Origin of the sequence: Amycolatopsis sp. lyj-23, from assembly GCF_046549135.1 — a bacterium.
Classification (GTDB): Bacteria; Actinomycetota; Actinomycetes; order Mycobacteriales; family Pseudonocardiaceae; genus Amycolatopsis.
The window spans coordinates 475338-501402 of sequence record NZ_JAJPWN010000003.1 but is presented as its reverse complement, the minus strand read 5'-3'; the positions used below and the strand labels follow the sequence as shown (position 1 = coordinate 501402).

Here is a 26065-nt window from a genome sequence, read left to right as displayed (position 1 = left end):
TCCGAACCGGTCGCGCTCAGCGGCGCTTCCGGCCCGACTTCCTGGTCGAGTCTTTGAGAAGGCCCGGCACGCCGGTGCCGTTGTCCTTCGAACCGTTCTGGCCGTTCGTGTCGGCCGGGGTCTGGTCACCGTCAGCGGAAGCGGCGGACGCGGAAGCGGCGGCGGTAGCACCGGACGCGTTCGGGGTCGTCGTCTGGGCGAAGCCGTGGGCCGAGCCCGCCTTCGTCACCTTCTTCGCCGCGCCGGTCTGAGCGGGCTGGTTCTTCTTCTGCTGAACCGGCTTCTGGCCGACCTTCGGGGCGGTCGGCTTCTGCCCCGGCTTCGGGCCGAGCGTGGCGCGCTTCTCCGCGGCCTCCGCCTTGCGGGCCGCCTCTTCCTTGTCGATCTTCGTGTAGACGAGGCGCTGCTGCATCAGGGTCCAGCCGTTGTTCGCCAGCCAGTAGAAGAGGAGGCCGAGCGGGAACAGCGCACCGAAGACGAGGACACCGAGCGGGAAGATGTACATCGTCAGCTTGTTCATGATCGCGGTCTGCGGGGTGGCCGACGCGGCGTTCTGCCGGGCCACCGAGTGCCGCGCGGTCAGGTGCGTGGCGATCGACGCGACGATCATCAGGGGCAGCGCGACCGGGAGCACGCTCCAGTGGAAGCCGACGTTCGTGGCCCCGCCGCTGACGACACCGACACCGTTGTAGACGGCCTCGCCGAGGTTGACGCCGAACAGCTTCGCGTTGACGTAGGACTGGACGTCGTGCTGGGTGAAGAAGTAGTTCTCGGTCTTCGGGCCACCACCGGGCGGCGGCATGGTGAACGCGCGCAGGACGTGGTTCAGGCCGATGAAGACCGGGATCTGCAGCAGCATCGGCAGGCAGCTGCCGAGCGGGTTGACGCCGTGCTCCTTCTGGAGCTTCTGCATCTCCGCGGCCTGGCGCTGCCGGTCGTTCGCGTACTTCTTCTGGAGCTTCTTCATCTCCGGCGCGAAGTCCTGCATCTTCTTCATCGACCGGACCTGGTTCACGAACGGCTTGAACATGATGCCGCGGACGGTGAACGTCAGGAAGATGATGCCGAGGATCCAGGAGATCGCCGCGGATTCACCGAAGACGAGCCCGAAGACCTTGTGCCAACACCAGAGGATGAAGGACACGGGGTAGTAGATGAAATCGAGCACTGCTGCTACTCCTCGATCGGTGTTTCAGGTCGTCGGTGGCGCCACGAGAACTGCTCGGGCACGGGGTCGCGGCCGGGCGGTGTCCACGGGCCGCAGCGCAGCAGCCGGCGCAGCGCGAGGTAGGAGCCCCGGCCGGCACCGTGCCGGGTGAGGGCTTCGACTGCGTACGCGCTGCAGCTCGGGTAGAACCGGCAAGCCGGCGGGAGGAAAGGCGAGATCGCCTTGCGGTAGAGCTTGATGGGGAGCAGGAGGACCCAGGCGACGGGGCCGGGCCTCGGCGGCTCGGGCGCTACGTCGTGGTCGTGCTCGGGGGTGGCTCGCATGCCGGTCACACCGCTGATCCGTTGTCGGGGGCCGCGTCCGCGGGACGCGTCTGGCGGGGGACATCCCCGGCCGGACGGCGCGACGACAGAAGCCCCAGCCGACGCAACGCGGCGTCGAGATCGGACCCGAGCTCGGCGCTGGAAGCGGTCGACGACGGCGGCAATGCCCGTACGACCAACGCAGTGCCGGCGGGCAGTGTTCCGAGCCTGGCCGAAACGAGGTGACGCAACCGGCGGCTGACGCGGTGGCGGACCACCGAATTGCCGACGGCCTTGCTCACCACAAAACCCGCCCTGGCCGCCGACACGGTGGTGGACTGCACAGTGCTGGACTGCGCAGTGTCGGCGGCCTCGGACGGGTCCGTGGTCAGCGCGTGGACGACGAGGCGGCGCCTGCCTGCTCGGGACCCGCGACGGAGAACCACGCGGAAATCCTCACTCCGCCGCAGACGGGCGGCAGCCGGCAGCACGGCGCGCCTCGATCGGCGCGATCAGGCGGACAGCGCTTCGCGGCCCTTGCGACGGCGGGCCGCCAGGATGGCCCGGCCGGCGCGGGTCCGCATGCGCAGGCGGAACCCGTGGGTCTTCGCCCGGCGGCGGTTGTTCGGCTGGAAGGTGCGCTTACCCTTGCTCACTGCTTCTCCTGTGTGTCGCTGTGTCGTCTGCCCTTACCCGCCCGGGGAGGAAAGGTTCCCTCCGCCTGGCGTGTCGTGCGGGCGCACGGCAGTCTCTGGTGTCTCCTACCAACGTGTGGCCTCGTCACGACGAGCGACGACATACGTGGGCACGCGAAACGCACCCGTCGCATACGGGAGACCTTACGAGGGTACGCACCCCCGTCGGGCGGCCGGTAAGCACCCCCTCGGCCACGGTACGCGACCGGCCGGTGCTCCCGCGGAGTTCGACGCCGCGGCACCGAATGGCCACCCGCCGTGCACCGTGAAATGCTGGCGCCCAGGATGCCTTGTGGCCGCGAGCGGGGCTTGTTAGCGTGCCTCTCTCGGGTCACCGGTTCAGGTGCACGAGTATCCGGGTGGTGGAGTGCCCACCGGCGTACGACGAGCCCGCAGGTGGCGACCCCGCGGGCCGCCGTACATTAGTGCACAGCTGTGGACAACTATGTGGATATTCGCTGTGCCGGTGCGCGGACAGGTCTCCTGTGATCGCCGGGTGGAGTGACCGGGTGTTCCCGGGGCCGGCTCGGCCGTCCACGCCGACGAGGGGAGGGGAGCCAGACAGGTGTCGGATCACCAGCACAATCTGGGTGTCATCTGGGAACAGGTGGTACGCGAACTGTCCGACGGGACCCTCTCTCCACAGCAGCGCGCCTGGATGCGCGTGACCCGTCCGATCGGCCTGCTCGACGGCACGGCGCTGCTCGCCGCGCCCAGCGACTTCGCGAAGGAAGCCATCGAGCGCGGGCTTCGCGGCGCGATCACCGACGCGCTTTCCCGCCGGCTCGGCCGGGCCATCTCGCTCGCGGTGAAGGTCGACAGCGCCGAAGCCGTCGTCCCGGCGCCCGCGCCCCGCTACGTTCCGTCACCCGGCCGGGTGGAAAACGGCGCGAGCCCCGAACCCGCTCCGCCGATGCCGGCCAACGGCGCGCCGATGATGCCGCCCCCGCGGCCCGAACCCGCGCAGCCGATGCCGCCGATGCCGATGCCGTCGCACCAGGCCGCCGCCCCGAAGCCGGACGACGGCGACGACACCGACGAGGAAGTCGACGAAGAGGGCGAAGCGCTCGCCGCGGTCCACGAGATCTGGCCGACCTTCTCCGGCCAGCCGATCGCCGGCCAGCCGTACACCGCACCGGCGCAGCCGCAGACGTCGAAGACGAAGCTGAACGAGAAGTACACCTTCGACACGTTCGTCATCGGCGCGTCCAACCGCTTCGCGCACGCGGCCGCGGTCGCCGTCGCCGAAGCCCCCGCCCGCGCGTACAACCCGCTCTTCATCTGGGGTGAGTCCGGGCTCGGCAAGACGCACCTGCTGCACGCGGTCGGTCACTACGCGCAACGGCTCTTCCCGGGCATGCGCGTCCGGTACGTCTCGACCGAAGAGTTCACGAACGACTTCATCAACTCGCTGCGCGACGACCGCAAGGTCGCCTTCCAGCGGCGCTACCGCGACATCGACATCCTGCTCGTCGACGACATCCAGTTCCTGGAGGGCAAGGAAGGCACGCAGGAAGAGTTCTTCCACACCTTCAACACCCTCCACAACGCGAACAAGCAGATCGTCGTCAGCTCCGACCGCCCGCCGAAGCGCCTCGAAACGCTGGAGGACCGGCTGCGCACGCGGTTCGAGTGGGGCCTGATCACCGACATCCAGCCGCCCGAGCTCGAGACGCGCATCGCGATCCTCCGCAAGAAGGCGGCGCAGGACAGGCTGGCGGTGCCGGGCGAGGTCCTCGAGTTCATCGCTTCGCGCGTCGAAGCGAACATCCGGGAACTCGAAGGCGCACTGATCCGCGTCACGGCGTTCGCGTCGCTGAACCAGCAGCCGGTCGACAGCGCGCTCGCCGAGATCGTGCTGCGCGACCTGATCCCGGACTCGCACGCGCCGGAGATCACCGCGCCGACCATCATGGGCGTCACGTCCGAGTTCTTCGACGTCACGCTCGACGACCTGTGCGGCCCCGGCAAGACGAAGGCGCTCGCCACGGCCCGCCAGATCGCGATGTACCTCTGCCGCGAGCTGACCGACATGTCGCTGCCGAAGATCGGGCAGACGTTCGGCGGCCGCGACCACACGACCGTCATGCACGCGGACAAGAAGATCCGCAAGGAGATGGCCGAGCGCCGGCGCATCTACGACCAGGTGCAGGAGCTGACCTCGCGCATCAAGCAGCGCGCCCGCCAGTAGCACATCCCTTATCTCCCAACGACTTCGGGGCGTCCACTCAATGTGGACGCCCCTTCGTCGTCTTTGGACACCGCTTTGGACACCGCGAAGCACGCGTACGCCCGCGAAGCAGCGAAGGCGCGTACGCGTGCTTCGCCAAAGTCGCGAAAATTGTTTGTACACAAGGAAGTTTCCCCATGGTGTGGGCGGATTGCCCACAGTGCCAACGGATCTCCCACCAGCGACGACCCGGATTTGCTCCACACCCCGCCCACAGCCGGTCCACAGGGAACCACACCCTTGTCCACGCTGATTCCACAGGTTGCCCACATGCTGTGCACAGGGGCGGCCGGTCACTCGGAAGAGGGGTTCGGACCCCGTCCGGCACCCCCAGACCCTGGGTACAAATCGCCGCACACCTGGGGACAACCATGGGGACAACCGGGGCCGACTGTGGATGGATCCGGGGACGGCCGAAACCATCCACCGATCGCCCGATCCACCCACAGGTTCACCACCACGGTTACCCACACGCCCGCGAGCCGTCCGACCTGCGCGAACGAGCTCGATCCACACAATCCACAACACCTACTACTGCTACTGCCTTTAGATCTCTTCTAAGAGAGAAAAAGATAAAAACAGGCGGCGGACGAAGTTGGGGACAGCCGCGAGATCGAGTCGTCATGTCGACAAAGGCAAGGGGAGGCCGAGGTGACGGCAGCGCCCGCGACGGCCTAACGTGGACGCCTGCACCTGGTCCGCGCTCCGGCCGCTCACGCGGAGGGCGGACCGGCCGGAGGGGGCAGCCGGTCACTGCCCCGCGAGAACGAGGCCTGGCCCGAGCCCGCACGGGGCTCGATCGTCGAAAGGATGCGCGCATGAAGATCCGCGTCGAGCGTGACGGGCTCGCCGACGCCGTCGCGTGGGTGGCCAGAAGCCTCCCCTCCCGGCCCCCCGTGCCGGTGCTGGGCGGTGTCCTCCTCGACGCCGGTTCGGACGGCGAAACCGACGCGCTGACGGTCTCCGGCTTCGACTACGAGGTCTCCGCCACGGTCGGGGTCCCCGCGACGATCGCCGACGGCGGCCGCCTCCTCGTGTCCGGGCGCCTGCTCGCCGACATCACCAAGGCGCTGCCCGCGCAGCCGGTCGAGATCTCCGTCGACGGCGCGCGCGCCACCATCACGTGCGGCACCGCGCGGTTCTCCCTGCCGACCATGCCGGTCGAGGACTACCCGCAGCTGCCGTCCCAGCCCGCCTTCGCGGGCGAGCTCGCCGGCGACGCGTTCGGCCAGGCCGTCACCCAGGTCGTCGTCGCCGCGGGCAAGGACGACACGCTGCCGATGCTCACCGGCATGCGGCTCGAGATCTCCGGCAGCTCGCTGACCCTGGTCGCGACCGACCGGTTCCGGCTCGCCATGCGCGAGTTCACCTGGCAGCCGGCCGAGGGGCTGGCCGACGCGGCCGTGCTCGTCCCGGCGCGCACGCTCGCCGAAGCGGCCAAGACGCTCGGCGCGAGCGGCGCCACGATCCGCCTCGCCCTCGCCAGCGGCGAAGGCCTGCTCGGCCTGTCCGGCTCCGGGCGCTACACGACGACCCGCCTGCTCGACGCGGAATTCCCGCCGTACCGGCAGCTGCTGCCCGCGTCGCACACCTCGCGTGCGGTGATCGACGTGTCCGCGCTCACCGAGTCCATCAAGCGCGTTTCGCTGGTGGCCGAGCGGGGGACTCAGGTACGACTGGAATTCGGGGACAACACGCTGCGGTTGTCCGCGGGTGGCGACGACGAGGGCAGCGCCGAAGAGGAGCTGCAGGTCGAGTACGAAGGTGAGCCGGTGACGATCGCGTTCAACCCGGGTTACCTCGTCGACGGCCTGGGCGCTCTGCACAGCGACCGCGCGGAGCTCACGTTCACCACGCCGAACCGGCCCGCGCTCATCAAGCCCGCCGACGCCGAGGGCAACGTCGTCCCCGGCTACCTCTACCTCCTGATGCCGGTCCGCCTGCCGGGCTGAGTCTCAACTTCGTTAGCACGTAAGGGGATCTCGATGGTTCAGCTCGGTCTGATCGGCCTGGGCAAGATGGGCTTCAACATGCGTGAACGGCTGCGCGCGGCCGGTCACGAGGTGGTCGGCTACGACCGCAACCCGGACGTCAGCGACACGACGTCGCTCGAAGACCTGGTGTCCAAACTGGACGCGCCGCGGATCGTCTGGATCATGGTCCCGGCCGGCGAGCCGACCCGGCAGACCGTGACCGAGCTGAGCAACCTGCTCGCCGGCGGCGACATGGTGATCGACGGTGGCAACTCGAAGTACACCGACGACAAGCTGAACGCCGATCTGCTCGCGGCGAAGAGCATCGGCTACGTCGACTGCGGTGTGTCCGGTGGCGTGTGGGGCAAGGACAACGGCTACGGCCTGATGGTGGGCGGCGCGGCCGCCGACGTCGAGAAGGCGATGCCGATCTTCGACGCGCTGCGTCCGGAAGGCCCCCGCGAGGAAGGCTTCTCGCACGCGGGTGACGTCGGCGCCGGCCACTACGCGAAGATGATCCACAACGGCATCGAGTACGGCATGATGCAGGCCTTCGCCGAAGGCTTCGAGCTGCTCGAGGCGGCGAAGGTCGTCAAGGACGTCCCCGCGGTGATCAAGGGCTGGCAGCGCGGCACGGTCGTCCGCTCCTGGCTGCTCGACCTGCTGGTGCGCGCGCTCGACGAGGACCCGGAGCTGGACGACCTCGAGGGCTACGTCGAGGACTCCGGCGAAGGCCGCTGGACGCTGGAAGAGGCGATCAACAACGCGGTGCCGGCGCCGGTCATCTCGGCCGCGCTGTTCGCGCGGTTCGCCTCGCGGCAGGAGCACTCGGCCGCCATGCGCGCGGTCGCGGCGCTGCGCAACCAGTTCGGCGGGCACGCCGTGAAGAAGGTCGGCGGGTAAGGGCCGGCCCCCGAAAGTAGACACAGTGCATCTGCGACACCTGCAGGTCACCGACTTCCGCTCCTGGCCACAGGCCGATCTCGCCCTCGAACCGGGGCCGGCCGTGCTGGTCGGCCAGAACGGCCGCGGCAAGACCAACCTGCTGGAGGCGATCGGGTACGTCGCGACGCTGGGCTCGCACCGCGTCGCGACGGACGCGCCGCTGATCCGGCACGGTTGCGAGCGCGCGCTGGTGCGGGTCGCGGTGGTCAACGACGACCGCGAGCTGACCGTCGAGCTCGAGATCACCGCCGGCCGGGCGAACCGCGCCCGGGTCAACCGCGGTGCGGTCGGCCGGCCGCGTGACGTGCTCGGGATCCTGCGCACGGTGCTGTTCTCCCCGGAGGACCTCGCCCTCGTGCGGGGTGACCCGGGTGAGCGAAGACGGTTCCTCGACGAGCTCCTGGTGCTGCGCGCGCCGCGGTACGCGGGGGTCCGGGCCGACTACGAGAAGGTGCTGAAGCAACGGAACGCCCTGCTCAAGACGGCCGGGAAGCGGCGTACGGGCCGCGAAGACCCGTACGCGCTGTCGACGCTCGAGGTCTGGGACGACCACCTGGCGGTGACGGGTGCGGAGCTGCTGGCCGCGCGCTTGAACCTCGTCGCCGACCTCGCGCCGTACGCGGCTGCGGCGTACATGGGGGTCGCGCCCGACTCACGGCAGGCGAAGATCGCCTACCGGTCGTCGCTGGGTGCGGCCCTGCCGGAAACGTACGGCGTACCGGATGGTGAGCGGGCGCAACCGGACGTCCTCAAGGACGTCCTGCTGAAGGCGCTGGGTGAAGCCCGCAAGGCGGAGCTCGAGCGCGGGATCAGCCTCGTCGGCCCGCACCGGGACGAGCTGGAGCTGATCCTGGGCGAGGCGCCGGCCAAGGGGTACGCGAGCCACGGCGAGTCGTGGTCGTTCGCGCTGGCCCTCCGGCTCGGCAGCTACGAGCTGCTGCGCGGGGAGGCGGGCGAGCCGGTGCTGCTGCTCGACGACGTGTTCGCCGAGCTCGACCGCAAGCGCCGGGCCCGGCTGGCCGAGGTGGCCGCGAGCGCCGAACAGGTGCTGGTGACTGCCGCGGTGGAGGAAGACGTGCCCGAAGAGCTGGCCGGCCGCCGGTTCGTGGTGGCGGACGGTGAGATCACGCGTGGCTGAGCAGAGCGACCGGACACCCCGGGTGACGGGTGCCACAAACCGCACCCGATCTGGGGACAAACCTGTGGACAGTGTGGATAACACGGTGAATGAGTTATCGCTGCCCGTGACCCTGCGGCCGGATGGGTGGCACAAAGCGCCCAAAAACCGAGCCCAACCGTCGGCGGACACCGAACGTAATGGCGACGCTGGGCCGAACGAGGCTCCGCCGACCGGGCGCGACCTGGCGCACGCCGCCCTCGAGGCCGCCAAGGCCAAGGCGAAGGAGCGAGGCGTCCCGCCCGGACGACGTCGTCCCGCGGTCGGCGGGGGACAGAACCCCCGGCGTCGCCGCTGGTCGGGACCGGGAGCCGACGCGCGCGACCCGCAGCCGCTCGGGCAGCTCGTCTCCCGGCTGATGCGGGACCGCGGCTGGAACGAGAGCGTCACCAGCGCCCGCGTCTTCGCGCAGTGGGCGCGGCTGGTCGGCGAAGACGTCGCCGAACACGCGCAGCCGGTCGCGCTGAAGGACGGCGAGCTCACCGTGCGCGCCAGCTCGACGGCGTGGGCCACCCAGCTCCGGTTGCTGCAGGGAAAGCTGCTGGCCAAGATCGCGGCGGGGGTCGGCAACGGCGTCGTCAAGCGGATGCGGATCCAGGGCCCGACCGCCCCGAGCTGGCGGAAAGGCCCCCGCCACGTGCCCGGCCGCGGCCCGCGTGACACGTACGGCTGAACCGGGTTGCGCGATGCTCGGTTGAATGCGCCGAGAACGCACCCAGACCTCCCGAGCTACGTCAAGACTCGGCTCGAACCGATTTCGTGCGTCTGTGACGCATTCAGGGGTGTCCTTGCCGCATGTCAGCGGACGCGGCCAAGTACACTGGAGGGGAGCGAGCGTCCGCTCGGGCGAGACGAGGAGAAACAACGCCTGTGACCGAGAACCAGCACGAGTACAACGCGTCATCGATCACGGTGCTCGAAGGCCTCGAAGCGGTCCGCAAGCGCCCCGGCATGTACATCGGTTCCACCGGTGAACGCGGCCTGCACCACCTCGTCCAGGAGGTCGTCGACAACTCCGTCGACGAGGCGATGGCCGGGTACGCCACCAAGGTCGAGGTTACCCTCCTCGCCGACGGCGGGGTCCGGGTCGTCGACGACGGCCGCGGCATCCCCGTCGACATGCACCCCAAGGAGCAGAAGCCGACCCTCGAGGTCGTGCTCACCGTGCTCCACGCGGGCGGCAAGTTCGACAGCGACTCCTACGCGGTGTCCGGCGGCCTGCACGGCGTCGGCGTCTCCGTGGTGAACGCGCTGTCGAAGAAGCTGCTCGCCGAAGTCAAGTACGGCGGCCGCAGCTGGCGCCAGGAGTACACCGACCAGGTGCCGGGCCCGCTCGAGGACCTCGGCCCGGCGTCGGAGACCGGCACCACGATCACCTTCTGGGCCGACGGCGACATCTTCGAGACCACGACGTACAACTTCGAGACCATCTCGCGCCGGCTGCAGGAGATGGCGTTCCTCAACAAGGGACTGACGCTGTCCCTGCGTGACGAGCGCGTCGCCGACGAAGAGACCGAAGCGGACGCCGAGGGCAAGGTGGCGCGGGTCAAGGAGAAGACCTACTGCTACCCGGGCGGGCTCGAAGACTTCGTCAAGCACATCAACGGCAGCAAGGACCCGATCCACCCCAGCGTGATCTCCTTCGACGCCAAGGGCACCGGTCTCGAGGTCGAGGTCGCGATGCAGTGGAACACCGGGTTCACGCCGTCGGTGTACACCTTCGCCAACACGATCAACACGCACGAGGGCGGCACCCACGAAGAGGGCTTCCGGGCCGCGCTGACCCGGGTCGTCAACTCGTACGCGCGCGACAAGAAGCTGCTCAAGGAGAAGGACGCCAACCTGACCGGCGACGACGTGCGCGAGGGCCTCGCCGCGATCGTCTCGATCAAGCTGTCCGAGCCGCAGTTCGAGGGCCAGACCAAGACCAAGCTGGGCAACAGCGAGGCCAAGACGTTCGTGCAGCAGACGTCGAACGAGTGGCTGGCCGACTGGTTCGAGCGCAACCCGACCGAGGCGAAGACGATCATCAACAAGTCGATCTCCTCGGCCCAGGCCCGGATGGCCGCGCGCAAGGCGCGTGACCTGGTCCGCCGCAAGGGCGCGCTGGAGATCGGCGGTCTGCCCGGCAAGCTGAAGGACTGCCGCTCGACCAACCCGTCGGAGTGCGAGCTCTACATCGTCGAGGGTGACTCGGCGGGCGGCTCGGCCAAGGAGGGCCGGGACTCGATGTACCAGGCGATCCTGCCGATCCGCGGCAAGATCATCAACGTCGAGAAGGCCCGCATCGACCGCGTCCTCAAGAACACCGAGGTCCAGTCGCTGATCACCGCGCTGGGCACCGGCATCCACGACGAGTTCGACCTCTCGAAGCTGCGCTACCACAAGATCGTGCTGATGGCCGACGCCGACGTCGACGGCCAGCACATCACCACGCTGCTGCTCACCCTGCTGTTCCGGTTCATGACGCCGCTGATCGAGCACGGCCACGTCTTCCTGTCGCGGCCGCCGCTGTACAAGATCAAGTGGCCGCGGTCCGAGCCGGAGTACGCGTACTCCGACCGCGAGCGCGACGCCGTCATCCAGGCGGGGGTCGAGGCCGGCAAGAAGCTCCCGAAGGACGACGCGATCCAGCGCTACAAGGGTCTCGGCGAGATGAACGCCGAAGAGCTGTGGGAGACGACGATGGACCCGGCCAACCGGCTGCTGGGCCAGGTCACCCTCGACGACGCCGCCCAGGCCGACGAGCTGTTCTCGGTCCTGATGGGCGAGGACGTCGAGGCCCGCCGCTCGTTCATCACGCGCAACGCCAAGGACGTCCGCTTCCTCGACGTCTAGGCGTCTCCCTCGTTCTTCGCCCCCGCTAGGCCCCTGCACCCGAGAAGGACCTCATGACGGAAACCTTGCCGCCGGCTCCGGACCACGACCGGATCGAGCCGGTCGACATCCAGCAGGAGATGCAGCGCTCCTACATCGACTACGCGATGAGCGTCATCGTGTCGCGCGCGCTGCCGGACGTCCGGGACGGGCTCAAGCCGGTGCACCGGCGGGTCCTGTACTCGATGTTCGACTCCGGCTTCCGGCCGGACCGCGGGTACAACAAGTGCTCGCGCGTCGTCGGCGACGTCATGGGCAACTACCACCCGCACGGTGACTCGGCGATCTACGACGCGCTGGTGCGGCTGGCCCAGCCGTGGTCGATGCGGTACCCGCTGATCGACGGCCAGGGCAACTTCGGCTCGCCGGGCAACGACCCCGCGGCCGCCATGCGGTACACCGAGTCCCGGCTCGCGCCGCTGGCCATGCAGATGCTGGCCGACATCGAAGAAGACACCGTCGACTTCTCGGACAACTACGACGGCCGCACGCAGGAGCCCGACGTCCTGCCGTCGCGGTTTCCGAACCTGCTGGTCAACGGCGGTTCCGGGATCGCGGTCGGGATGGCGACGAACATCCCGCCGCACAACCTGCGCGAGGTCTCCGAGGGCGTCGTCTGGGCGCTGGAGAACCCGGAGGCCACCGACGACGAGTTGCTGGCCGCGCTGCTGGTGCGGATCAAGGGCCCGGACTTCCCGACCAAGGCGATGATCCTCGGCACGTCCGGCATCGAGGACGCCTACCGCACCGGCCGCGGCTCGGTCCGGATGCGCGCGGTCGTCGAGGTCGAGGAGGACGCGAAGGGCCGCACGATCCTGGTCGTGTCCGAGCTGCCGTACCAGGTCAACCCGGACAACCTGGTCGAGAACATTGCGAACCTGGTCCGTGACGGCAAGCTCACCGGCATCGCGGACATCGCGGACGAGTCCAACAGCCGCTCGGGCATGCGGATCGTCGTCACGATCAAGCGGGACGCGGTCGCGAAGGTCGTGCTGAACAACCTGTTCAAGCACACCCAGCTGCAGCAGAACTTCGGCGTCAACATGCTGGCGCTGGTCGACGGCGTGCCGCGCACGCTGCGGCTCGACCAAATCATCCGCCACTACGTGAAGCACCAGGTCGAGGTCATCGTCCGGCGGACCAAGTTCCGCCTGAAGAAAGCCGAAGAGCGGGCCCACATCCTGCGTGGGTACGTGAAGGCGCTCGACATGCTCGACGAGGTCATCGCCTTGATCCGGCGGTCGCCCTCGGCGGACGAAGCCCGGCCGGCCCTGATGGAGCTGCTGGACGTCGACGAGATCCAGGCCACCGCGATCCTCGACATGCAGCTGCGCCGGCTCGCCGCCCTGGAGCGTCAGCGGATCATCGACCAGCTGGCCGAGATCGAGCTCGAGATCGCCGACCTGAAGGACATCCTCGAGAAGCCGGAGCGGCAGCGCGCGCTGATCCGCGACGAGCTGATGGCGATCGTCGACAAGTACGGCGACGACCGGCGCACGAAGATCATCGGCTTCAGCGGCGACGTGACCGACGAGGAACTCATCGCGGTCGAGGACGTCGTCGTCACCATCACCCGCACGGGGTACGCCAAGCGGACGAAAACCGACCTGTACCGCTCGCAGAAGCGCGGTGGCAAGGGCGTGCAGGGCGCGACGCTGAAGCAGGACGACATCGTCCAGCACTTCTTCGTCTGCTCGACGCACGACTGGATCCTGTTCTTCACGAACAAGGGCCGCGTCTACCGGACCAAGGCGTACGAGCTGCCCGAGGCGAACCGCAACGCGCGCGGCCAGCACGTGGCGAACCTGATGGCGTTCCAGCCGGACGAGCAGATCGCCCAGGTCATCGAGATCAAGAACTACGAGGTCGCGCCGTACCTGGTGCTCGCCACCAAGCGCGGCCTGGTGAAGAAGACCAAGCTCACCGACTTCGACTCCAACCGCTCCGGCGGCCTGATCGCGATCAACCTGCGTGAAGGCGACGAGCTGGTCGGCGCGGTGCTGGCGGCGGCCGAGGACGACCTGCTCCTGGTGTCGGCGGAAGGCCAGTCGATCCGCTTCCACGCGACGGACGAGGCACTCCGGCCGATGGGCCGCCCGACGTCCGGCGTGATGGGCATGCGCTTCAACGACGGCGACGAGCTGCTCGGCATCAGCGTGGTCAAGGAGGGCAAGTTCCTGCTGGTGGCCACCGACGGCGGGTACGCCAAGCGCACGGCGATCGAGGACTACCCGGTCCAGGGCCGCGGCGGCAAGGGCGTGCTCACCATTCAGCACGACCGCAAACGTGGCAGGCTGGTGGGTGCACTCATCGTCGACGCCGAGGACGAGCTGTACGCGATCACCTCGAGCGGCGGCGTGATCCGCACACCGGCGGGCGACGTGCGCAAGGCAGGGCGGCAGACGAAGGGGGTCCGGCTGATGAATCTCGGCGAAGGCACCACTCTTCTCGCGGTCGCACGCAACGCGGACGAGCCCTCGGACGTCGCCAATGGTGACGCCCCGGACGTCGCCGACGGTGATGCTCCGGACGTCGCCCCCGGCGAGACTCCGGAAGCGCCGGAAGCGACCGACGACACGACGGCGCAGTGACCTCAGCAACTACGGACAGCGCCCCACGGCACGGGTAAGGACTGACTCTTCGTGACACCGACCGAGAACCCCGAGGCAGCGGGGTCGAACGGAACGCCGGCGAGCCCGCCCTGGCAGCGGGTCGACAAGGAAGGCGACACCGAAGCGACGGTCAAGCTGGCCACGGAGGAGGTGCAGCCCGCCGCCGCCGCCGAACGTCCGGTGGTGACGGGCAGCGCCGCCCCCCGCCTGTTCGGCGGAAGCGGCGACACCCCACCGAGCGGCGAGGCAGTGCCCCCGGCGTCGACGCAGCGCGCTCGCCCGAGCGCCCTGCGCCGCCCGGGCCGCGGCCCGCGCCGGGCATCGCTGCAGGTCAAGCGGTTCGACCCGTGGTCGGTCCTCAAGTTGTCCCTGGTCCTGGGCGTGGCGATGTTCTTCGTCTGGCTCGTGGCGGTCGGCGTCCTGTACACGGTCCTCGACGGCATGGGCGTCTGGGACAAGCTGAACGGAACGTACTCGTCCCTGGTCGGCGGCGAGGGCGCGAACGCGTCGTCCGAACCCCTGATCAGCGCGGGCCGCGTGTTCGGCATCGCGGCGATCCTGGGCGCGATCAACATCGTCCTGGTCTCGGCCCTGGCCACGGTGAGCGCGTTCATCTACAACGTCTCGGCCGACCTGGCCGGCGGCCTGGAGGTCACCCTGTCCGAACGAGAGTGACCCGGTTGCAGGGCCCCTTCGGGGGTCCTGTAAAGTTCTCCTCGTTCGAGGGCCTATAGCTCAGGCGGTTAGAGCGCTTCGCTGATAACGAAGAGGTCCCAGGTTCAAGTCCTGGTAGGCCCACGCAGGTCAAAGCCCGGTTCGCGTCTCGCGAGCCGGGCTTTTGCGTCACCTGAGTGACAAATCCAGTGACGTCACCGCATCAGCTTTTCCTGACTGGCCGCCCACGAAGCCAACAGGGCCAGGCCGTCCGCGGTTGGTGTGCCGGCGGGTGCCGTGTAGATGTTCAGCAGCAGGCCGGGTTCGGCGGGTAGCTCCAGTGACTCGACGTCCAGGTCGAGGCGGCCCACTACCGGGTGGTGCAGGCGCTTGCGGCCGGATCGGTGGAGCCGGACGTCCTGGGAGGCCCACCGCTGCCTGAACAGTTCGCTGCGGGTCGACAATTCGCCGACCAGGGCGATCAGTTCCTCGTCGTGCGGGTTGCGGACGGCTTCCATACGCAGTTTTGCGGCCACGTCGCCGGCTATTCGGGCGTAGTCCACGAAAAATGCTTCTGCCGCTTCTGCGTCCAGGTACACGAACCGGGCGGTGTTCGCCGGTCGGTGGGGGTCGGCCAGGACCGGTGCGTACAGCGCGCGGGCCAGCTGGTTCGTGGCCAGGACGTCGTAACGGCCGTTGCACAGCCAGGCCGGCGCATCGGTGATCGCGTCGAGCACCTGCTGGAGGGCCGGGCGCACCGTCGCGGCCGGGCGCCGGCGGTGTGGGCCGCTCGGCGCCCGGGACTGCCTCGCCAGCTGGAACAGGTGGTCGCGCTCGGCCTCGTCGAGTTGCAAGGCCGCGGCGAGCGCGTCGAGCACTCCGTCGGACGTGCCGGCGAGGCTGCCGCGCTCCATGCGCACGTAGTAGTCGACCGAGACGCCGGCCAGGAGCGCTACCTCTTCGCGGCGCAGGCCTTTGACCCGGCGGTTGCCGCCGTAGGCGGGCAGTCCGGCTCGTCCGGGTGTGATCCGTGCGCGACGGGAGCTCAGGAACTCCTTGATCTCGGTGCGCAGGTCGATCGTGGCCACCTCGTCACCGTAGGCCCGGTCCGCGCGCGGAGGGAGGTACTGCGACTACCCCCGGCGGCTAGGTACCCGTTGCCGTCGTGGCGATGCCGCCGTCGACCGGGATGATCGTGCCCGTGACGTAGGAAGCGGCCTGGCTGGCGAGGAACACGGCGACTCCCGCCATGTCGTCGTCGCGGCCGAGGCGGCGCAGCGGGGCCTTTGCCGCGATCGTGTCGCCGATGGTGTCGAGCGTGGACGCCATCATCTGCGACGGGAACGGCCCGGGCGCCACCGCGTTCACCGTGACGTGCTGGGGCCCCAGCTCCCTGGCCAGGACCCGGGTGAGCTGGTGGAGTCCGGCCTTACTGCTGGCGTACGAGTAGTTGGGCGACTCGGCGACGTGGATGGCGGCGATGCTGCCGACGTTGATGATCCGCGCGGGAGCATCGGCGGTCGCCGCCTTGCGAAGGGCGGGGAGCAGCGTCTGCACCAGCCAGAACGGCGCCTTGAGGTTGAGGTCGAGCACGGTGTCCCACGCCTCGTCCGGGAACGTCTCCAACGGCTCGCGCCACATCGCTCCCGCGTTGTTGATCAGGATGTCCAGGCGCTCGGAATGGGCCATGACGAGATCAGCGAGGCGCTGACACTCGTCCTGCCTGGACAGGTCGGCGGGAACGGCTCGGACGTCGCCGAATTCGGAAAGCAGCCGCTGTGCCTCCGCGCATTTTTCCGCATTGCGTGAGCTGATGACGACGCGCGCGCCTGCCTGCAGAAGGCCGCGCGCCATCATCATCCCGATTCCGCTGGTGCCGCCCGTGACGAGTGCGTGTTTCCCGCTCAGGTCGAAAAGGTCCGTGTGAGTTGTGAACTGGTTTTCCGCCATTTGTTCAGGCTGGCAGGCGTCCCGGACGTCGGGGAGATCCTGGTGGAACAGGTACTGTCAGAGCCTCCCTTCAACTGCCGTTTCGCGCGGCGGGCGGCGGAGCCACCGGGCAGACCCCGCCGGCGAGCCATTTCTCCCGCAGGTCCGAGGGAATGGTCAACGCGGTCGGCTGGCCGTTCGTCAGCGTTCGGACGCTGCCGCCCAGCAAGAGGCTGCCTGCCTTGTCGAGGACCGCGGTGGCCAGGCGGCTCCGGTCCTCCGAGCGCTCGAGCAGGCGCATCGCGCGAACGCCGGCGTCCACCGCGCGGGTCCAGCCGCGGGAACGCGGTACCTCCAGCCAGTCGGCGACCTGCGGGGTCACCACCTGGCGGACCATTGCCGCCACCACGCCGTCGAACGCCTTGCCCGGGACCAGGTCCTCGTACAGGCGCAGCAGGTTGCGGGTGAGCTCGATCCCCTCGGCGGACGGGCCGTAACTCGCCTCCACCAGCCGCGCGTTGAGCGCCTGGGCCTCGCCGAGCGTCTCGGGCATGGCCTCGGCCGGGATGCCGAGCAGGGCACCCGTCACTCGCCAGACGTAGTAGTAGTCCTCGGCTTCGCGGTCGGTCACCGAAATGCCGATCCGGCGCATTCCGTCGATCACCTGGACCGAAAAGATCAGCAACGCGCCCAGCATGTCCTGCTGGCACAACGGCACGCCGTCCGCGGCCTCGTCCCATTCGCCGGAGCGGGTGATGAAATACCGGACGGCCGCGTGGATCAGCCGGGTTTTCTGGATCGTGGGCACGAAACTGCCGCCGGAGCCGAACGGGTTGCGGCCCATCAAGTGCATCACGAACTGCGCCGTTTCCGACAGGCGGCGGTGGGGCTGGTTGAGCCGGTGCGTGAGCGAAAGCACTCGGGACGGCCGTGGCTGGGCGTAGCAGTTGACCATCGCGCCGAACGACAGGACTGAGGCCACGTGCACGCCGTCGTCCACGAAGAACTCGTACGCGTCGGCGATCCGGTCGAGGTCCGCCCAGGCCGGTGGGGCGTCGGTCTCGATGAGGTAGCGGCGCACGGGCTCGGGCAGGTCATCGGGAATGTCCTGGTCGTTTTCCCGGAACCGGGCCAGCACCTCGTTGACCGCGCGGGTCGTTCCGCTCGACACCAGATCGGCGATGACGGCGTCGGCGAGTGGGTCACCCTGGTACTTCAGCGCTTCGATCGCGGACTGCGTCTGCTGCATTTCTGACACACGCTCAGCCTCAGCCGGAGCGCGAACTCCGCGCTAGCGCTGTTCGTGCACGTCAGCGCCACTACGGGATGATCTCCTCGGGCACAGCGCGTGACGAACGCCCGATACAGGTCAGCCCTGCCGGGAAGAGAAGGCCGGCAGGGCTGAGCAGTTACGGTCGGCGCGCCGCACGGTCGCCTCTCGGCGAGGTGGCTCATCGCGGCTCCAGCCGAACGGTATTCCGCGAAGGCGGTGGTTGAGGCCCGGGGGACACGGTGGGCGAACCGACCACTCAGTACAACAGGACGACCCGGTGCGGTATTTCCCCGTGGCTGTGACGTGCGTTACCGGTGGTTCCACGTGGAACCACGAGCACCCGCCACCCGCGTCCCGGCGGTGCAGTAACATCGCGGAGTAAGGGAAGCAAGCTGAGAAGGGGGCTTCGGTGAAGAAGCTGCTGGCACTCGCCGTCATCGCGGGCGGCGTCCTGTTCGTCGTCAAGCGCAACAAGGCGGCCAAGGCCGAAGCCGACCTCTGGCGCGAGGCGACCGCGCCGGTGCCCTCCACCAACGGCACCACCCCGGCCAAGCCGGCGGGCGCTTCCCACAACTGATTTCCACGCGGGCGGCACCACCGCCCGCGTCCGGGGCTGTAGCTCAATTGGTAGAGCACCGCCTTTGCAAGGCGGGGGTCAGGGGTTCGATTCCCCTCAGCTCCACAACGCCGAACGGCCCGCACCCGCGCAGGGTGCGGGCCGTTTTTGCCGAGTCAGGTCCGTGTCAGACCGGTGTCAGGCCGTCCCTCGACAGTCGTTCCCATGACAGACCTGGCGATCACGGCCTCCGGGCTCCGGAAGGCCTACCAAGACAAGACCGTCCTCGACGGCGTCGACCTCGAAGTCCGCGCCGGCACCATCTTCGCCCTGCTCGGACCCAACGGCGCCGGCAAGACCACCACCGTCAACGTTCTCACCACGCTCACCAAGGCCGACGCCGGCAGCGTCCGCGTGGCCGGGCACGACGTCGGCACCGAAGCCAAGGCCGTGCGGGCCGCGATCGGGGTCACCGGGCAGTTCGCCGCCGTCGACGAGCTGCTCACCGGGCGGGAAAACCTGCAGCTGATGGTCGACCTCAACCGGCGTGCCGGGAAGCACGCCGTTGCCGAGCTGCTGGCGCGGTTCGAGCTCACGGACGCCGCGCACAAACCCGCCTCCACGTACTCCGGGGGCATGCGCCGGAAGCTCGACCTCGCCATGACGCTCGTCGGCCGCCCGCGCATCATCTTCCTCGACGAGCCGACGACCGGGCTGGACCCGCGCAGCCGCCGCACCATGTGGGCCATCATCCGCGACCTCGTCGCCGACGGCGTGACCATCTTCCTCACCACCCAGTACCTCGAAGAGGCCGACCAGCTCGCCGACCGCATCGCCGTGCTCGACCAGGGGCGCCTGGTCGCCGAGGGCACCGCCGATGAGCTCAAGCGCCGGATCCCCGGGACCCACGTACGGCTCCGGTTCACCACCGGTGCCGAGCTCGACGCCGCCGCGCGGGTGCTCCCCGACGCCACGCGGGACGACGAAGCCCTGGCCCTGCGGGTTCCCAGTGACGGCGGCACGCGGTCCCTGCGGTCCCTTTTGGACAGACTCGACGAATACGCGCTCGGCGCCGAAGAGCTCTCCGTCCACACCCCCGATCTCGACGACGTCTTCCTCGCCCTGACGGGCCACGCCACGGAGGTTCCCGCGAAATGAACGCCCACTCGATCGTGATGCTGCGCCGCAACTTCAAGCACATCGCGCGGAACCCGATGTCGGTGTTCAACGCGGTCCTGATGCCGGTCGTGGTCATGCTGATGTTCGTCTACATGTTCGGCGACGCCTTCAGCGTCGGCGTGAACTACGTCGACTACGCGACGCCGGGCCTGATGCTGCTGGCCGTCTGCTACGGGCTGGGAGCCACCGCGACCGCGGTGAACTCCGACATGACGAAGGGCATCATCAACCGCTTCAAGGTCATGGATGTCAGCCGCGGCGCGGTGCTGACCGGGCACGTCGTCGCGAGCGTGCTGACCAACCTGGTCGCCATCGCCGCCCTCCTCGGTGTGGCCTTCCTGCTGGGGTTCGACCCGGCGGCGAACTTCGGCCAGTGGCTCGGCGCGTTCGGCGTCGTCGTGCTGCTCGGGTTCGCGACCGGCTGGCTCACGATCGCGCTGGGCCTGGCGGCGAAAACGCCGGAAACCGCGGGCCTGGCTTCGGTTCCGCTGGTCATGCTCCCGTTCTTCAGCAGCGCGATCGTGCCGGCGGACAAGATGGGACCGGGTCTCAAGCAGTTCGCGGAGTACCAGCCCTTCACGCCGATCATCGAAACCCTGCGCGGGCTGCTCAACGGGACGCCGGCCACCGGCACCCTGCTCACCGCCCTCGCGTGGTGCACCGGGATCGCCGTCGTCGGCTACCTGTGGGCGTCGGCCACCTTCAAGAAGCGAGCGTGACGGCGGCCAGCTCGGGCCAGCTCGCCTCCGCACCGGCCCGCGTCGCCTCGGTGAACCCGTCGTCACCGAGGCGGCGTCGTGCGGTCTCCTCGATCCGGACCGCGTCCGGGTGCGCCCGGTCCGGCAGGCCCCGCAGCCCCGCGCCCGCCCCGAGCAGCCGCGCGGCCTGCTCGGGGTTTTCCTTGCGCAGCGCCAGATCCGCGAGTCCGATGAGGACCTGCGCGATCGTCAACGGGTGCCCAGCCTCGGTCGCCGCCTCGAACGCCGCCGCGCGGTGGCCGTGGGACTCCGCGAGGTCGTCGGTGAGGTAACCGAGCAGGTCGCGGACGACCGCTTGGACATTCGCGCGCCGGGCGTCGTCGCCCATCGTCGTCGTCACGACTTCGAGCTGGCGGCGCGCTTCGGCGGTGTCGCCGCTCCACCGCGCGAGTTCCGCCTTCGCCAGCGCCAGCTCGGCCAGCGCGTTCGGCCAGGCCACGCGCTCCGCGGCCCGCTGGGCTTCGGCCAAGGAGGCCGCGCTCGCCTTTTCGTCGGCCAGCAGCCAGTACAGCTGGGCCTGCCGCGACCGCATCCGGACGACGTCCTCGATGGCGCCGACCTCGGTCACGACTTCGATCGCCTGCTCGTAGGACTCGCACGCTTCGGCGAACCGGCCACGCACGGCGATGCGATCGGCCAGCTCGGTCAGGGCGAACGAAGTGCCCCACCGTTCGCCGAGCGCGCGGAACTCGGCGACGGCCGTCTCGAGGAGCGCGTCCGCGGCCTGGTCGCCGTGACCGGTCTGGACGCGCATCTTGCCCAGCTGCAGCCGGGCCACCGCCCGCACCCACGGGTCTTCGTCGGCGAGCAGCGGTTCGAACGCCGACAGCGCCGCGTCCGGTCCGTGCAGCAGGCGCTCCAGCGCGGCGGCGAACCGCAACGCCAGCCGCGGGTGTTCGACCCGCAGGCTGATCTCGTGCGCCTTGCGGATCCACTCCTCCGCCCGGTATTCGTCGCTCTGCTGGCCGGCCGCCACGAACTGGACGACGAAGGTGTAGACCACGCCACGGATCTCGTCCGGCACTTCGCCGGGCAGGGCCGTGGCCGCCATGACGAGCTCGTTGCCCTCCGCCCGGTGCCCGCCGAGCCACCAGTACCAGCCCGCGGTCGCCGCGAGCCGCATCGCCTCGGCCGCTTCGCCCGCCGCGAGGGCCCCGCGCATCGCCGCGGTGATGTTGTCGTGCTCCGCCTCGAGCGCAGCGAGCCACGTCAGCTGCTCGGCGCGGCGCAGGTGCGGCTCCGCGGTCTCGGCGAGCTCGGTGAAGTACGCGAGGTGGGCGCGCCGGGCGAGGTCCGTTTCGCCCGCTTCCGCGAGCCGCTGCCCGGCGTACTCCTTGATGGTCCCGAGCATGCGGTAGCGCTCACCGACGACGACCACCAGCGACTTCTCGGTCAACGCCGTCAGCAGGTCCAGCACGTCGTCACCGCCGCACACGTGCTCGGCCGCTTCGAGGCTCGCCCCGCCGGAGAACACGGAAAGCCGGCGCAGCACGACGCGCTCGGCGTCGGACAGCAGTTCCCAGCTCCAGTCGATCACCGCGCGCAGGGTCCGGTGCCGCGGGAGCGCGGTCCGGCTGCCGCCGGTCAGCAGGCGGAACCGGTCGTCGAGCCGGTGCGCGAGCTGGTCCAGCGACATCGTGCGCAGGCGCGCGGCGGCGAGCTCGATGGCCAGCGGCATCCCGTCCAGCGCCCGGCAGACGCGGGCCAGTTTGCGGGCGTCCGCCGCGAGGTCCGTGCGGACCGCACCGGCCCGGTCCCGCAGCAGCCGGACCGCCGGGGCAGCCTCGATTTCGGCGGGATCCGCGTCCTCGGCCGGCAGGACCAGGGGCGCGACCTGCCAGAGCGCCTCGCCGGTGATGCCGAGCGGTTCCCGGCTCGTCGCGAGGATCCGCAGCCGGCGGCATTCGCCGAGCACCCGGTGCGCGAAGGCCGCCGCGGCCTCGATGACGTGCTCGCAGTTGTCCAGCACCAGCAGCATCGACCGCTCGCGCAGAGCGGCGACGACCCGGTCCACCGGCTCGGCGTCCGGTGCCTCGCCGACGAGCGCGTCCCGCAGCTTGAGCGCACCCAGCGTCGCCTGGGCGACGTCGTCGCCGGTGCCGATCCCGGCCAGCTCGACCAGCCACGCGCCGTCCGGGAAGTCGCCGAGCAGCGTGCGCGCGGTTTCCGTGGCCTGCCGGGTCTTCCCCGAACCGCCCGGCCCGATCAGCGTGGTGAGCCGGTGGCCGGCGACGAGCTCCCGGACCGCGGCGACGTCGGCGTCCTTGCCGACGAAGCTGGTCAGCTCCTCCCGCAGGTTGGTCTTCCGCGTCTCTTCCCGCCGCCCCAGCTCGCCGCGCAGCAGCGCCACGTGCACTTCGGACAGCTCCGGTGACGGGTCGACGCCGAGGGTGTCGGCCAGGATTTCGCGCGTGCGTTCGTACGCGAGCAGCGCTTCGGTGTCGCGACCCGTGGCGACGAGGGCGCGCATCAACGCGGCGACCAGCCGTTCCCGCATCGGGTTGGCCGCGACGAGGTCGGTCAGCTCGGTGACCAGCTCCGCGCCGTGGCCGAGCCGGGCTTCCGCGTCGAACCGGTCCTCCAACGCGGCCAGGCGCAGTCCTTCGAGCCGGGTGACCGCGGCCGCGAACGCCGCGCTTTCCGGCAGCTCGACGTCCTGCATCGCCGAACCGCGCCAGAGGGCGAGCGCCTCGCGCAGCCGCCGCGGGTCCTCGTCCGTGCGGGCCTGCCCGACGAGGCGTTCGAACCGCACGGCGTCGACGTCGTCGGGCGCCACCACCAGCCGGTAGCCGGTCGGCCGTCCGTCGACCGATCCCTCGGGCAGCGCCTTGCGCAGCCGGGAAACCAGGCGCTGCAACGCGTTCGGCGCTTCGGCGGGCGGGTGCTCACCCCAGATCCAGTCGACGAGCGTGTTCTTCGGGACGACCTGGCCCGGCTCGAGCGCGAGGGCGACCAGCAGTCCCCGCAGGCGGGCGCCCGGCACATCAGCGAGCGCGCCGTCGTCCGTGCGCACTTCGAAGGGCCCCAGGATCCCGATCTGCACCCGGCCGATCTTGCCACGGCCGGCGGTGTCCGAGGCGTGTCAGGCCCGTGTCAGCCCGCCCGGCGATCGTCGTCGGTACCCACCACGAAAGGAAAGCCGATGACCCAGACGGCCGACGTCCCGCACGGACTCCCGATGGACCGCGACGCGGGCCCCTTCGACCCGCCGAGCGCGCTCACCCGGCTGCGCGACGCCCGCCCGGTCAGCCCGCTGGTGTTCCCCGACGGGCACGAGGGCTGGCTCGTCACCGGCTACGACGAGGTCCGGCAGCTGATGGCCGACACGCGGTTCAGCTCGCGCCTCGACCTCGACGTCATCCACGTGCCGTACGAGACCGGCATGCCCGCCGCCACAGAGCCGTCCCCGCAGCTGCCGGGCATGTTCATCGCGATGGACCCGCCGGACCACAGCCGGCTGCGCCGCAAGCTCACCGGCGCCTTCACCGTCAAGCGGATGAAGCAGCTGGAGGAGCACATCGCCGACGTCGTCGAGCGGCAGCTGGACCACCTCGCGCGGCTGGCCCCGCCGGTCGACCTGGTCAACGAGTTCGCGCTCCCGGTGCCGTCGCTGGTGATCTGCGAGCTGCTCGGCGTGCCGTACGCCGACCGCGAGAGCTTCCAGGCGAATTCGGCGCAGTTCATGGTCCGGGAGCAGACCATCGAGGAGAAGATGGGCGCGTACATCGCGCTCAACACCTTCCTGACCGAGCTGGTCACGAAGAAGCGCGCCGAGCCGGGCGAAGACATCCTCTCCGACCTCGCCCGCCACGACGACCTGACGATCGAAGAGCTGACCGGCGCGGCGTTCCTGCTGCTGCTCGCGGGCCACGAGACCACGGCGAACATGCTGTCGCTGGGCACGTTCGCGCTGCTGGCGCACCCCGGGCAGGCGGCCGAACTCCGCGCCGACGCGGAACTGCTGCCCGGCGCCGTGGAAGAGCTGCTGCGCTACCTGTCCGTGGCGGACATCTTCTTCCGCTACGCCACCGAAGACCTCGAGCTCGGCGGCGAAACGATCGCCAAGGGCTCGACGGTCGTCGTCTCCCTGCTGGCCGCCAACCACGACCCCCGGCGCTTCGAAAACCCGGACACGCTCGACATCCGCCGCAACGCCCGCGGCCTGCTGTCCTTCGGCCACGGCGTGCACCAGTGCCTCGGCCAGCAGCTGGCCCGCATCGAGATGCGCGCCGGGTTCGAAGGCCTGCTGCGCCGCTTCCCGGCCCTGGCGCTGGCGGTGCCGGCCGAGGAGGTCAAGCTGCGCACGGACATGAACATCTACGGCGTCCACGAGCTCCCGGTCACGTGGCCGACAGGAAGCTGAGCACCGCGTCCCGCCCCGCGTGGCCGCGCTCGCGGTTCTGGATCGAGTGCGACTCGCCCGGCACGACCACCAGCTTGCCGCGCGGCGCACGGGCCGCTTCCTCGCGGGCCCACTCCAACGGCGTCGACAGGTCCCGGTCGCCGTTGAGCAGCAGGACCGGGACCTCCGGCAGCGAACCGGCGGGGTTCGAAGCGGGGCGTTCCGCCGGCCACGGCAGGCAGCTCTGGATGAACCCCTGCTGCGTGGCCACGCCCGTCGTGTACGGCCACGTCGCGGACTCCGGCAGCGTGTGGGCCGTCAACGAGAGCAACGGCTGCCGGAGCGGGAGGGGCGTGGCCGCCGAACCCCACGGGAAACGCTGGTCCGCGCACAGCGCCGCCGCGTGCAGGCCGGCGCTGAACGACGCCGGGTCGTCGCCGCCGGACTTGTACGCCGCCAGCAGCGCGTCGAGCCGGGCCGGGGCGCCGGTGCGGGCTTCGTGGAGGGCGCCGATGACGTCGCCCGCTTCCGGGTTGCGGTACGTCGGGTCCGAGAATTCGTACGACACCACCGTGTCGAAGATCCGCACGCCGTCGTCCGTACCGCGGTGGCGGACCACCCACGCCAGGTCCTCGGCCGGGTCGTAGCCACAGGCCGGGGCCACCGCGCAGGCCGCGCGGAGCACGCGGGCTTCGGCCGTCATGCCCGTCAGGTACAGCGATGCCGACGCCGTCGCGTGGTGCGGGAGCACCGAATCGAGGATGACCTTGCTGACGTTGTGCGGGTGCGCGATCGCGTACCGGGCTGCCGTGAAGGAGCCGTACGACACGCCGTCGACGACCAGCTTGGGCACGCCCAGCGCCTGGCGGAGCTGGTCGAAGTCCGCCACCGTCTGGTCGGTCGAGTACAGCGGTGCCGTGTCGCCGAGGATGCGCGCGCACTCCCGCACCGCGGCGGCCGACGGCGTCGCGATGTCCGAACTGCCCATCTCCGCCTGCAGGCCGGGACACTGCAGCGCCCCCGACGGGCCGGTGCCGCGCTGGTCGAGCATGACGATCCGGTAGTCCTTCGCGACCTCCGGCAGCCGCTGCGTCGCGATCCGCGTGATCGTCCGGACGCCGCCTTGGCCGGGCCCGCCGGTCAGGAACAGCAGCACGCCCTTGGGCGCGGTCACGTTGTCCGCGGTCGCCACCGGCAGGGCGAGCGTGCCCGGCACGCGGCCGGTGTGGTCGAGCGGAACGGTCAGCGTCGAGCACGTGAACCCCGGCTGGCCGGGGCACGGGTGCGGGTCGGCCAGCTGCGGACGGCCGGGACGCGCGTCGGCCACGCCCCCGAGGGCGGCGGTCAGCGCCAGGACCAGCCCGGCGGTCAGGATCTTCGAGCGCATGCCTGCAT

General features: G+C 70.0%; 21 protein-coding genes and 2 tRNA genes. 14 read left to right on the top strand and 9 right to left on the bottom strand.

The features are described from left to right. Nucleotides 1-16: 16 nt before the first annotated feature. Genes yidC through rpmH form a run of 4 tightly spaced genes read right to left on the bottom strand, consistent with a single transcriptional unit; the run spans nt 17 to nt 2126 of the window. A complete protein-coding gene (gene yidC / locus ACLJPY_RS08500) occupies nt 17-1168 on the bottom strand; it encodes a membrane protein insertase YidC (RefSeq protein ID WP_410587455.1) in 1152 nt (383 codons plus the stop codon). 5 nt (nt 1169-1173) lie between these two features. Beyond that, nucleotides 1174-1491, bottom strand: coding sequence for a membrane protein insertion efficiency factor YidD (yidD, locus tag ACLJPY_RS08495; RefSeq protein WP_410587454.1), 318 nt, complete (start codon nt 1489-1491; stop codon nt 1174-1176). A 5-nt stretch (nt 1492-1496) separates the two neighbouring features. Beyond that, a complete protein-coding gene (gene rnpA / locus ACLJPY_RS08490; RefSeq protein WP_410587453.1) occupies nt 1497-1961 on the bottom strand; it encodes a ribonuclease P protein component in 465 nt (154 codons plus the stop codon). A gap of 21 nt (nt 1962-1982) precedes the next feature. Continuing rightward, nucleotides 1983-2126: a 50S ribosomal protein L34 gene (gene rpmH, locus ACLJPY_RS08485; RefSeq protein ID WP_091288857.1), complete on the bottom strand. Its 144-nt coding sequence runs from the start codon at nt 2124-2126 to the stop codon at nt 1983-1985. Between the two features lie 604 nt (nt 2127-2730). Here rpmH and dnaA point away from each other — a divergent pair. The 9 genes from dnaA (at nt 2731) to ACLJPY_RS08440 (ending at nt 14777) form a co-directional block, all read left to right on the top strand. Continuing rightward, a complete protein-coding gene (gene dnaA, locus ACLJPY_RS08480) occupies nt 2731-4356 on the top strand; it encodes a chromosomal replication initiator protein DnaA (protein WP_410587452.1) in 1626 nt (541 codons plus the stop codon). An 857-nt stretch (nt 4357-5213) separates the two neighbouring features. Further along, entirely contained in the window at nt 5214-6347 is a 1134-nt protein-coding gene (gene dnaN, locus ACLJPY_RS08475; RefSeq protein ID WP_410587451.1) for a DNA polymerase III subunit beta, read from the top strand. 33 nt (nt 6348-6380) lie between these two features. Beyond that, nucleotides 6381-7271 carry a phosphogluconate dehydrogenase (NAD(+)-dependent, decarboxylating) gene (gene gnd, locus ACLJPY_RS08470; RefSeq protein WP_410587450.1) on the top strand — a complete coding sequence of 297 codons (891 nt, stop codon included), beginning with the start codon at nt 6381-6383 and terminating at the stop codon, nt 7269-7271. Between the two features lie 25 nt (nt 7272-7296). Continuing rightward, nucleotides 7297-8451, top strand: a complete 1155-nt coding sequence (recF, locus tag ACLJPY_RS08465) for a DNA replication/repair protein RecF (RefSeq protein WP_410587449.1) — start codon at nt 7297-7299, stop codon at nt 8449-8451. A 223-nt stretch (nt 8452-8674) separates the two neighbouring features. After that, the gene (locus ACLJPY_RS08460; protein ID WP_410587626.1) at nt 8675-9163 is read left to right on the top strand and encodes a DciA family protein; all 489 of its coding nucleotides are present in this window, start codon (nt 8675-8677) and stop codon (nt 9161-9163) included. A gap of 197 nt (nt 9164-9360) precedes the next feature. Next, complete coding sequence (gene gyrB, locus ACLJPY_RS08455) at nt 9361-11328, top strand: DNA topoisomerase (ATP-hydrolyzing) subunit B (protein WP_410587448.1); 1968 nt, start codon at nt 9361-9363, stop codon at nt 11326-11328. Between the two features lie 53 nt (nt 11329-11381). Next, nucleotides 11382-13958 (top strand): DNA gyrase subunit A, encoded by a 2577-nt coding sequence (gene gyrA / locus ACLJPY_RS08450; RefSeq protein ID WP_410587447.1) that lies wholly within the window; start codon nt 11382-11384, stop codon nt 13956-13958. Between the two features lie 51 nt (nt 13959-14009). Further along, nucleotides 14010-14654 (top strand): DUF3566 domain-containing protein, encoded by a 645-nt coding sequence (locus tag ACLJPY_RS08445; protein WP_410587446.1) that lies wholly within the window; start codon nt 14010-14012, stop codon nt 14652-14654. 49 nt (nt 14655-14703) lie between these two features. Further along, nucleotides 14704-14777, top strand: a tRNA-Ile gene (locus ACLJPY_RS08440). Between the two features lie 71 nt (nt 14778-14848). Here ACLJPY_RS08440 and ACLJPY_RS08435 read toward each other — a convergent pair. The 3 genes from ACLJPY_RS08435 to ACLJPY_RS08425 all read right to left on the bottom strand — a co-directional run bounded on the left by ACLJPY_RS08435 (nt 14849) and on the right by ACLJPY_RS08425 (nt 17811). Further along, a complete protein-coding gene (locus ACLJPY_RS08435) occupies nt 14849-15721 on the bottom strand; it encodes a helix-turn-helix domain-containing protein (protein ID WP_410587445.1) in 873 nt (290 codons plus the stop codon). 58 nt (nt 15722-15779) lie between these two features. Then, on the bottom strand, nt 15780-16583 hold the full coding sequence (locus ACLJPY_RS08430) for an SDR family oxidoreductase (protein ID WP_410587444.1): 804 nt from the start codon (nt 16581-16583) through the stop codon (nt 15780-15782). Between the two features lie 70 nt (nt 16584-16653). Beyond that, nucleotides 16654-17811, bottom strand: a complete 1158-nt coding sequence (locus tag ACLJPY_RS08425; RefSeq protein WP_410587443.1) for an oxygenase MpaB family protein — start codon at nt 17809-17811, stop codon at nt 16654-16656. Nucleotides 17812-18244: 433 nt separating this feature from the next. On the opposite strand from ACLJPY_RS08425, the gene ACLJPY_RS08420 reads away from it, so the two are divergent. The 4 genes from ACLJPY_RS08420 to ACLJPY_RS08405 all read left to right on the top strand — a co-directional run bounded on the left by ACLJPY_RS08420 (nt 18245) and on the right by ACLJPY_RS08405 (nt 20289). Then, entirely contained in the window at nt 18245-18412 is a 168-nt protein-coding gene (locus tag ACLJPY_RS08420; protein WP_003100602.1) for a DLW-39 family protein, read from the top strand. Between the two features lie 32 nt (nt 18413-18444). After that, nucleotides 18445-18517, top strand: a tRNA-Ala gene (locus tag ACLJPY_RS08415). A gap of 99 nt (nt 18518-18616) precedes the next feature. Beyond that, nucleotides 18617-19549, top strand: coding sequence for an ATP-binding cassette domain-containing protein (locus ACLJPY_RS08410; protein WP_410587442.1), 933 nt, complete (start codon nt 18617-18619; stop codon nt 19547-19549). Further along, entirely contained in the window at nt 19546-20289 is a 744-nt protein-coding gene (locus ACLJPY_RS08405; RefSeq protein WP_410587441.1) for an ABC transporter permease, read from the top strand. Before ACLJPY_RS08410 ends, ACLJPY_RS08405 begins: the two co-directional genes overlap by 4 nt. Here ACLJPY_RS08405 and ACLJPY_RS08400 read toward each other — a convergent pair. Beyond that, complete coding sequence (locus tag ACLJPY_RS08400) at nt 20273-23371, bottom strand: BTAD domain-containing putative transcriptional regulator (RefSeq protein ID WP_410587440.1); 3099 nt, start codon at nt 23369-23371, stop codon at nt 20273-20275. The genes ACLJPY_RS08405 and ACLJPY_RS08400 overlap by 17 nt on opposite strands. 99 nt (nt 23372-23470) lie before the next feature. On the opposite strand from ACLJPY_RS08400, the gene ACLJPY_RS08395 reads away from it, so the two are divergent. Continuing rightward, nucleotides 23471-24691, top strand: coding sequence for a cytochrome P450 (locus ACLJPY_RS08395; RefSeq protein WP_410587439.1), 1221 nt, complete (start codon nt 23471-23473; stop codon nt 24689-24691). On the opposite strand, the gene ACLJPY_RS08390 is transcribed toward ACLJPY_RS08395, so the two are convergent. Then, nucleotides 24669-26057, bottom strand: coding sequence for an alpha/beta fold hydrolase (locus tag ACLJPY_RS08390; RefSeq protein WP_410587438.1), 1389 nt, complete (start codon nt 26055-26057; stop codon nt 24669-24671). The genes ACLJPY_RS08395 and ACLJPY_RS08390 overlap by 23 nt on opposite strands. Nucleotides 26058-26065 lie beyond the last annotated feature (8 nt).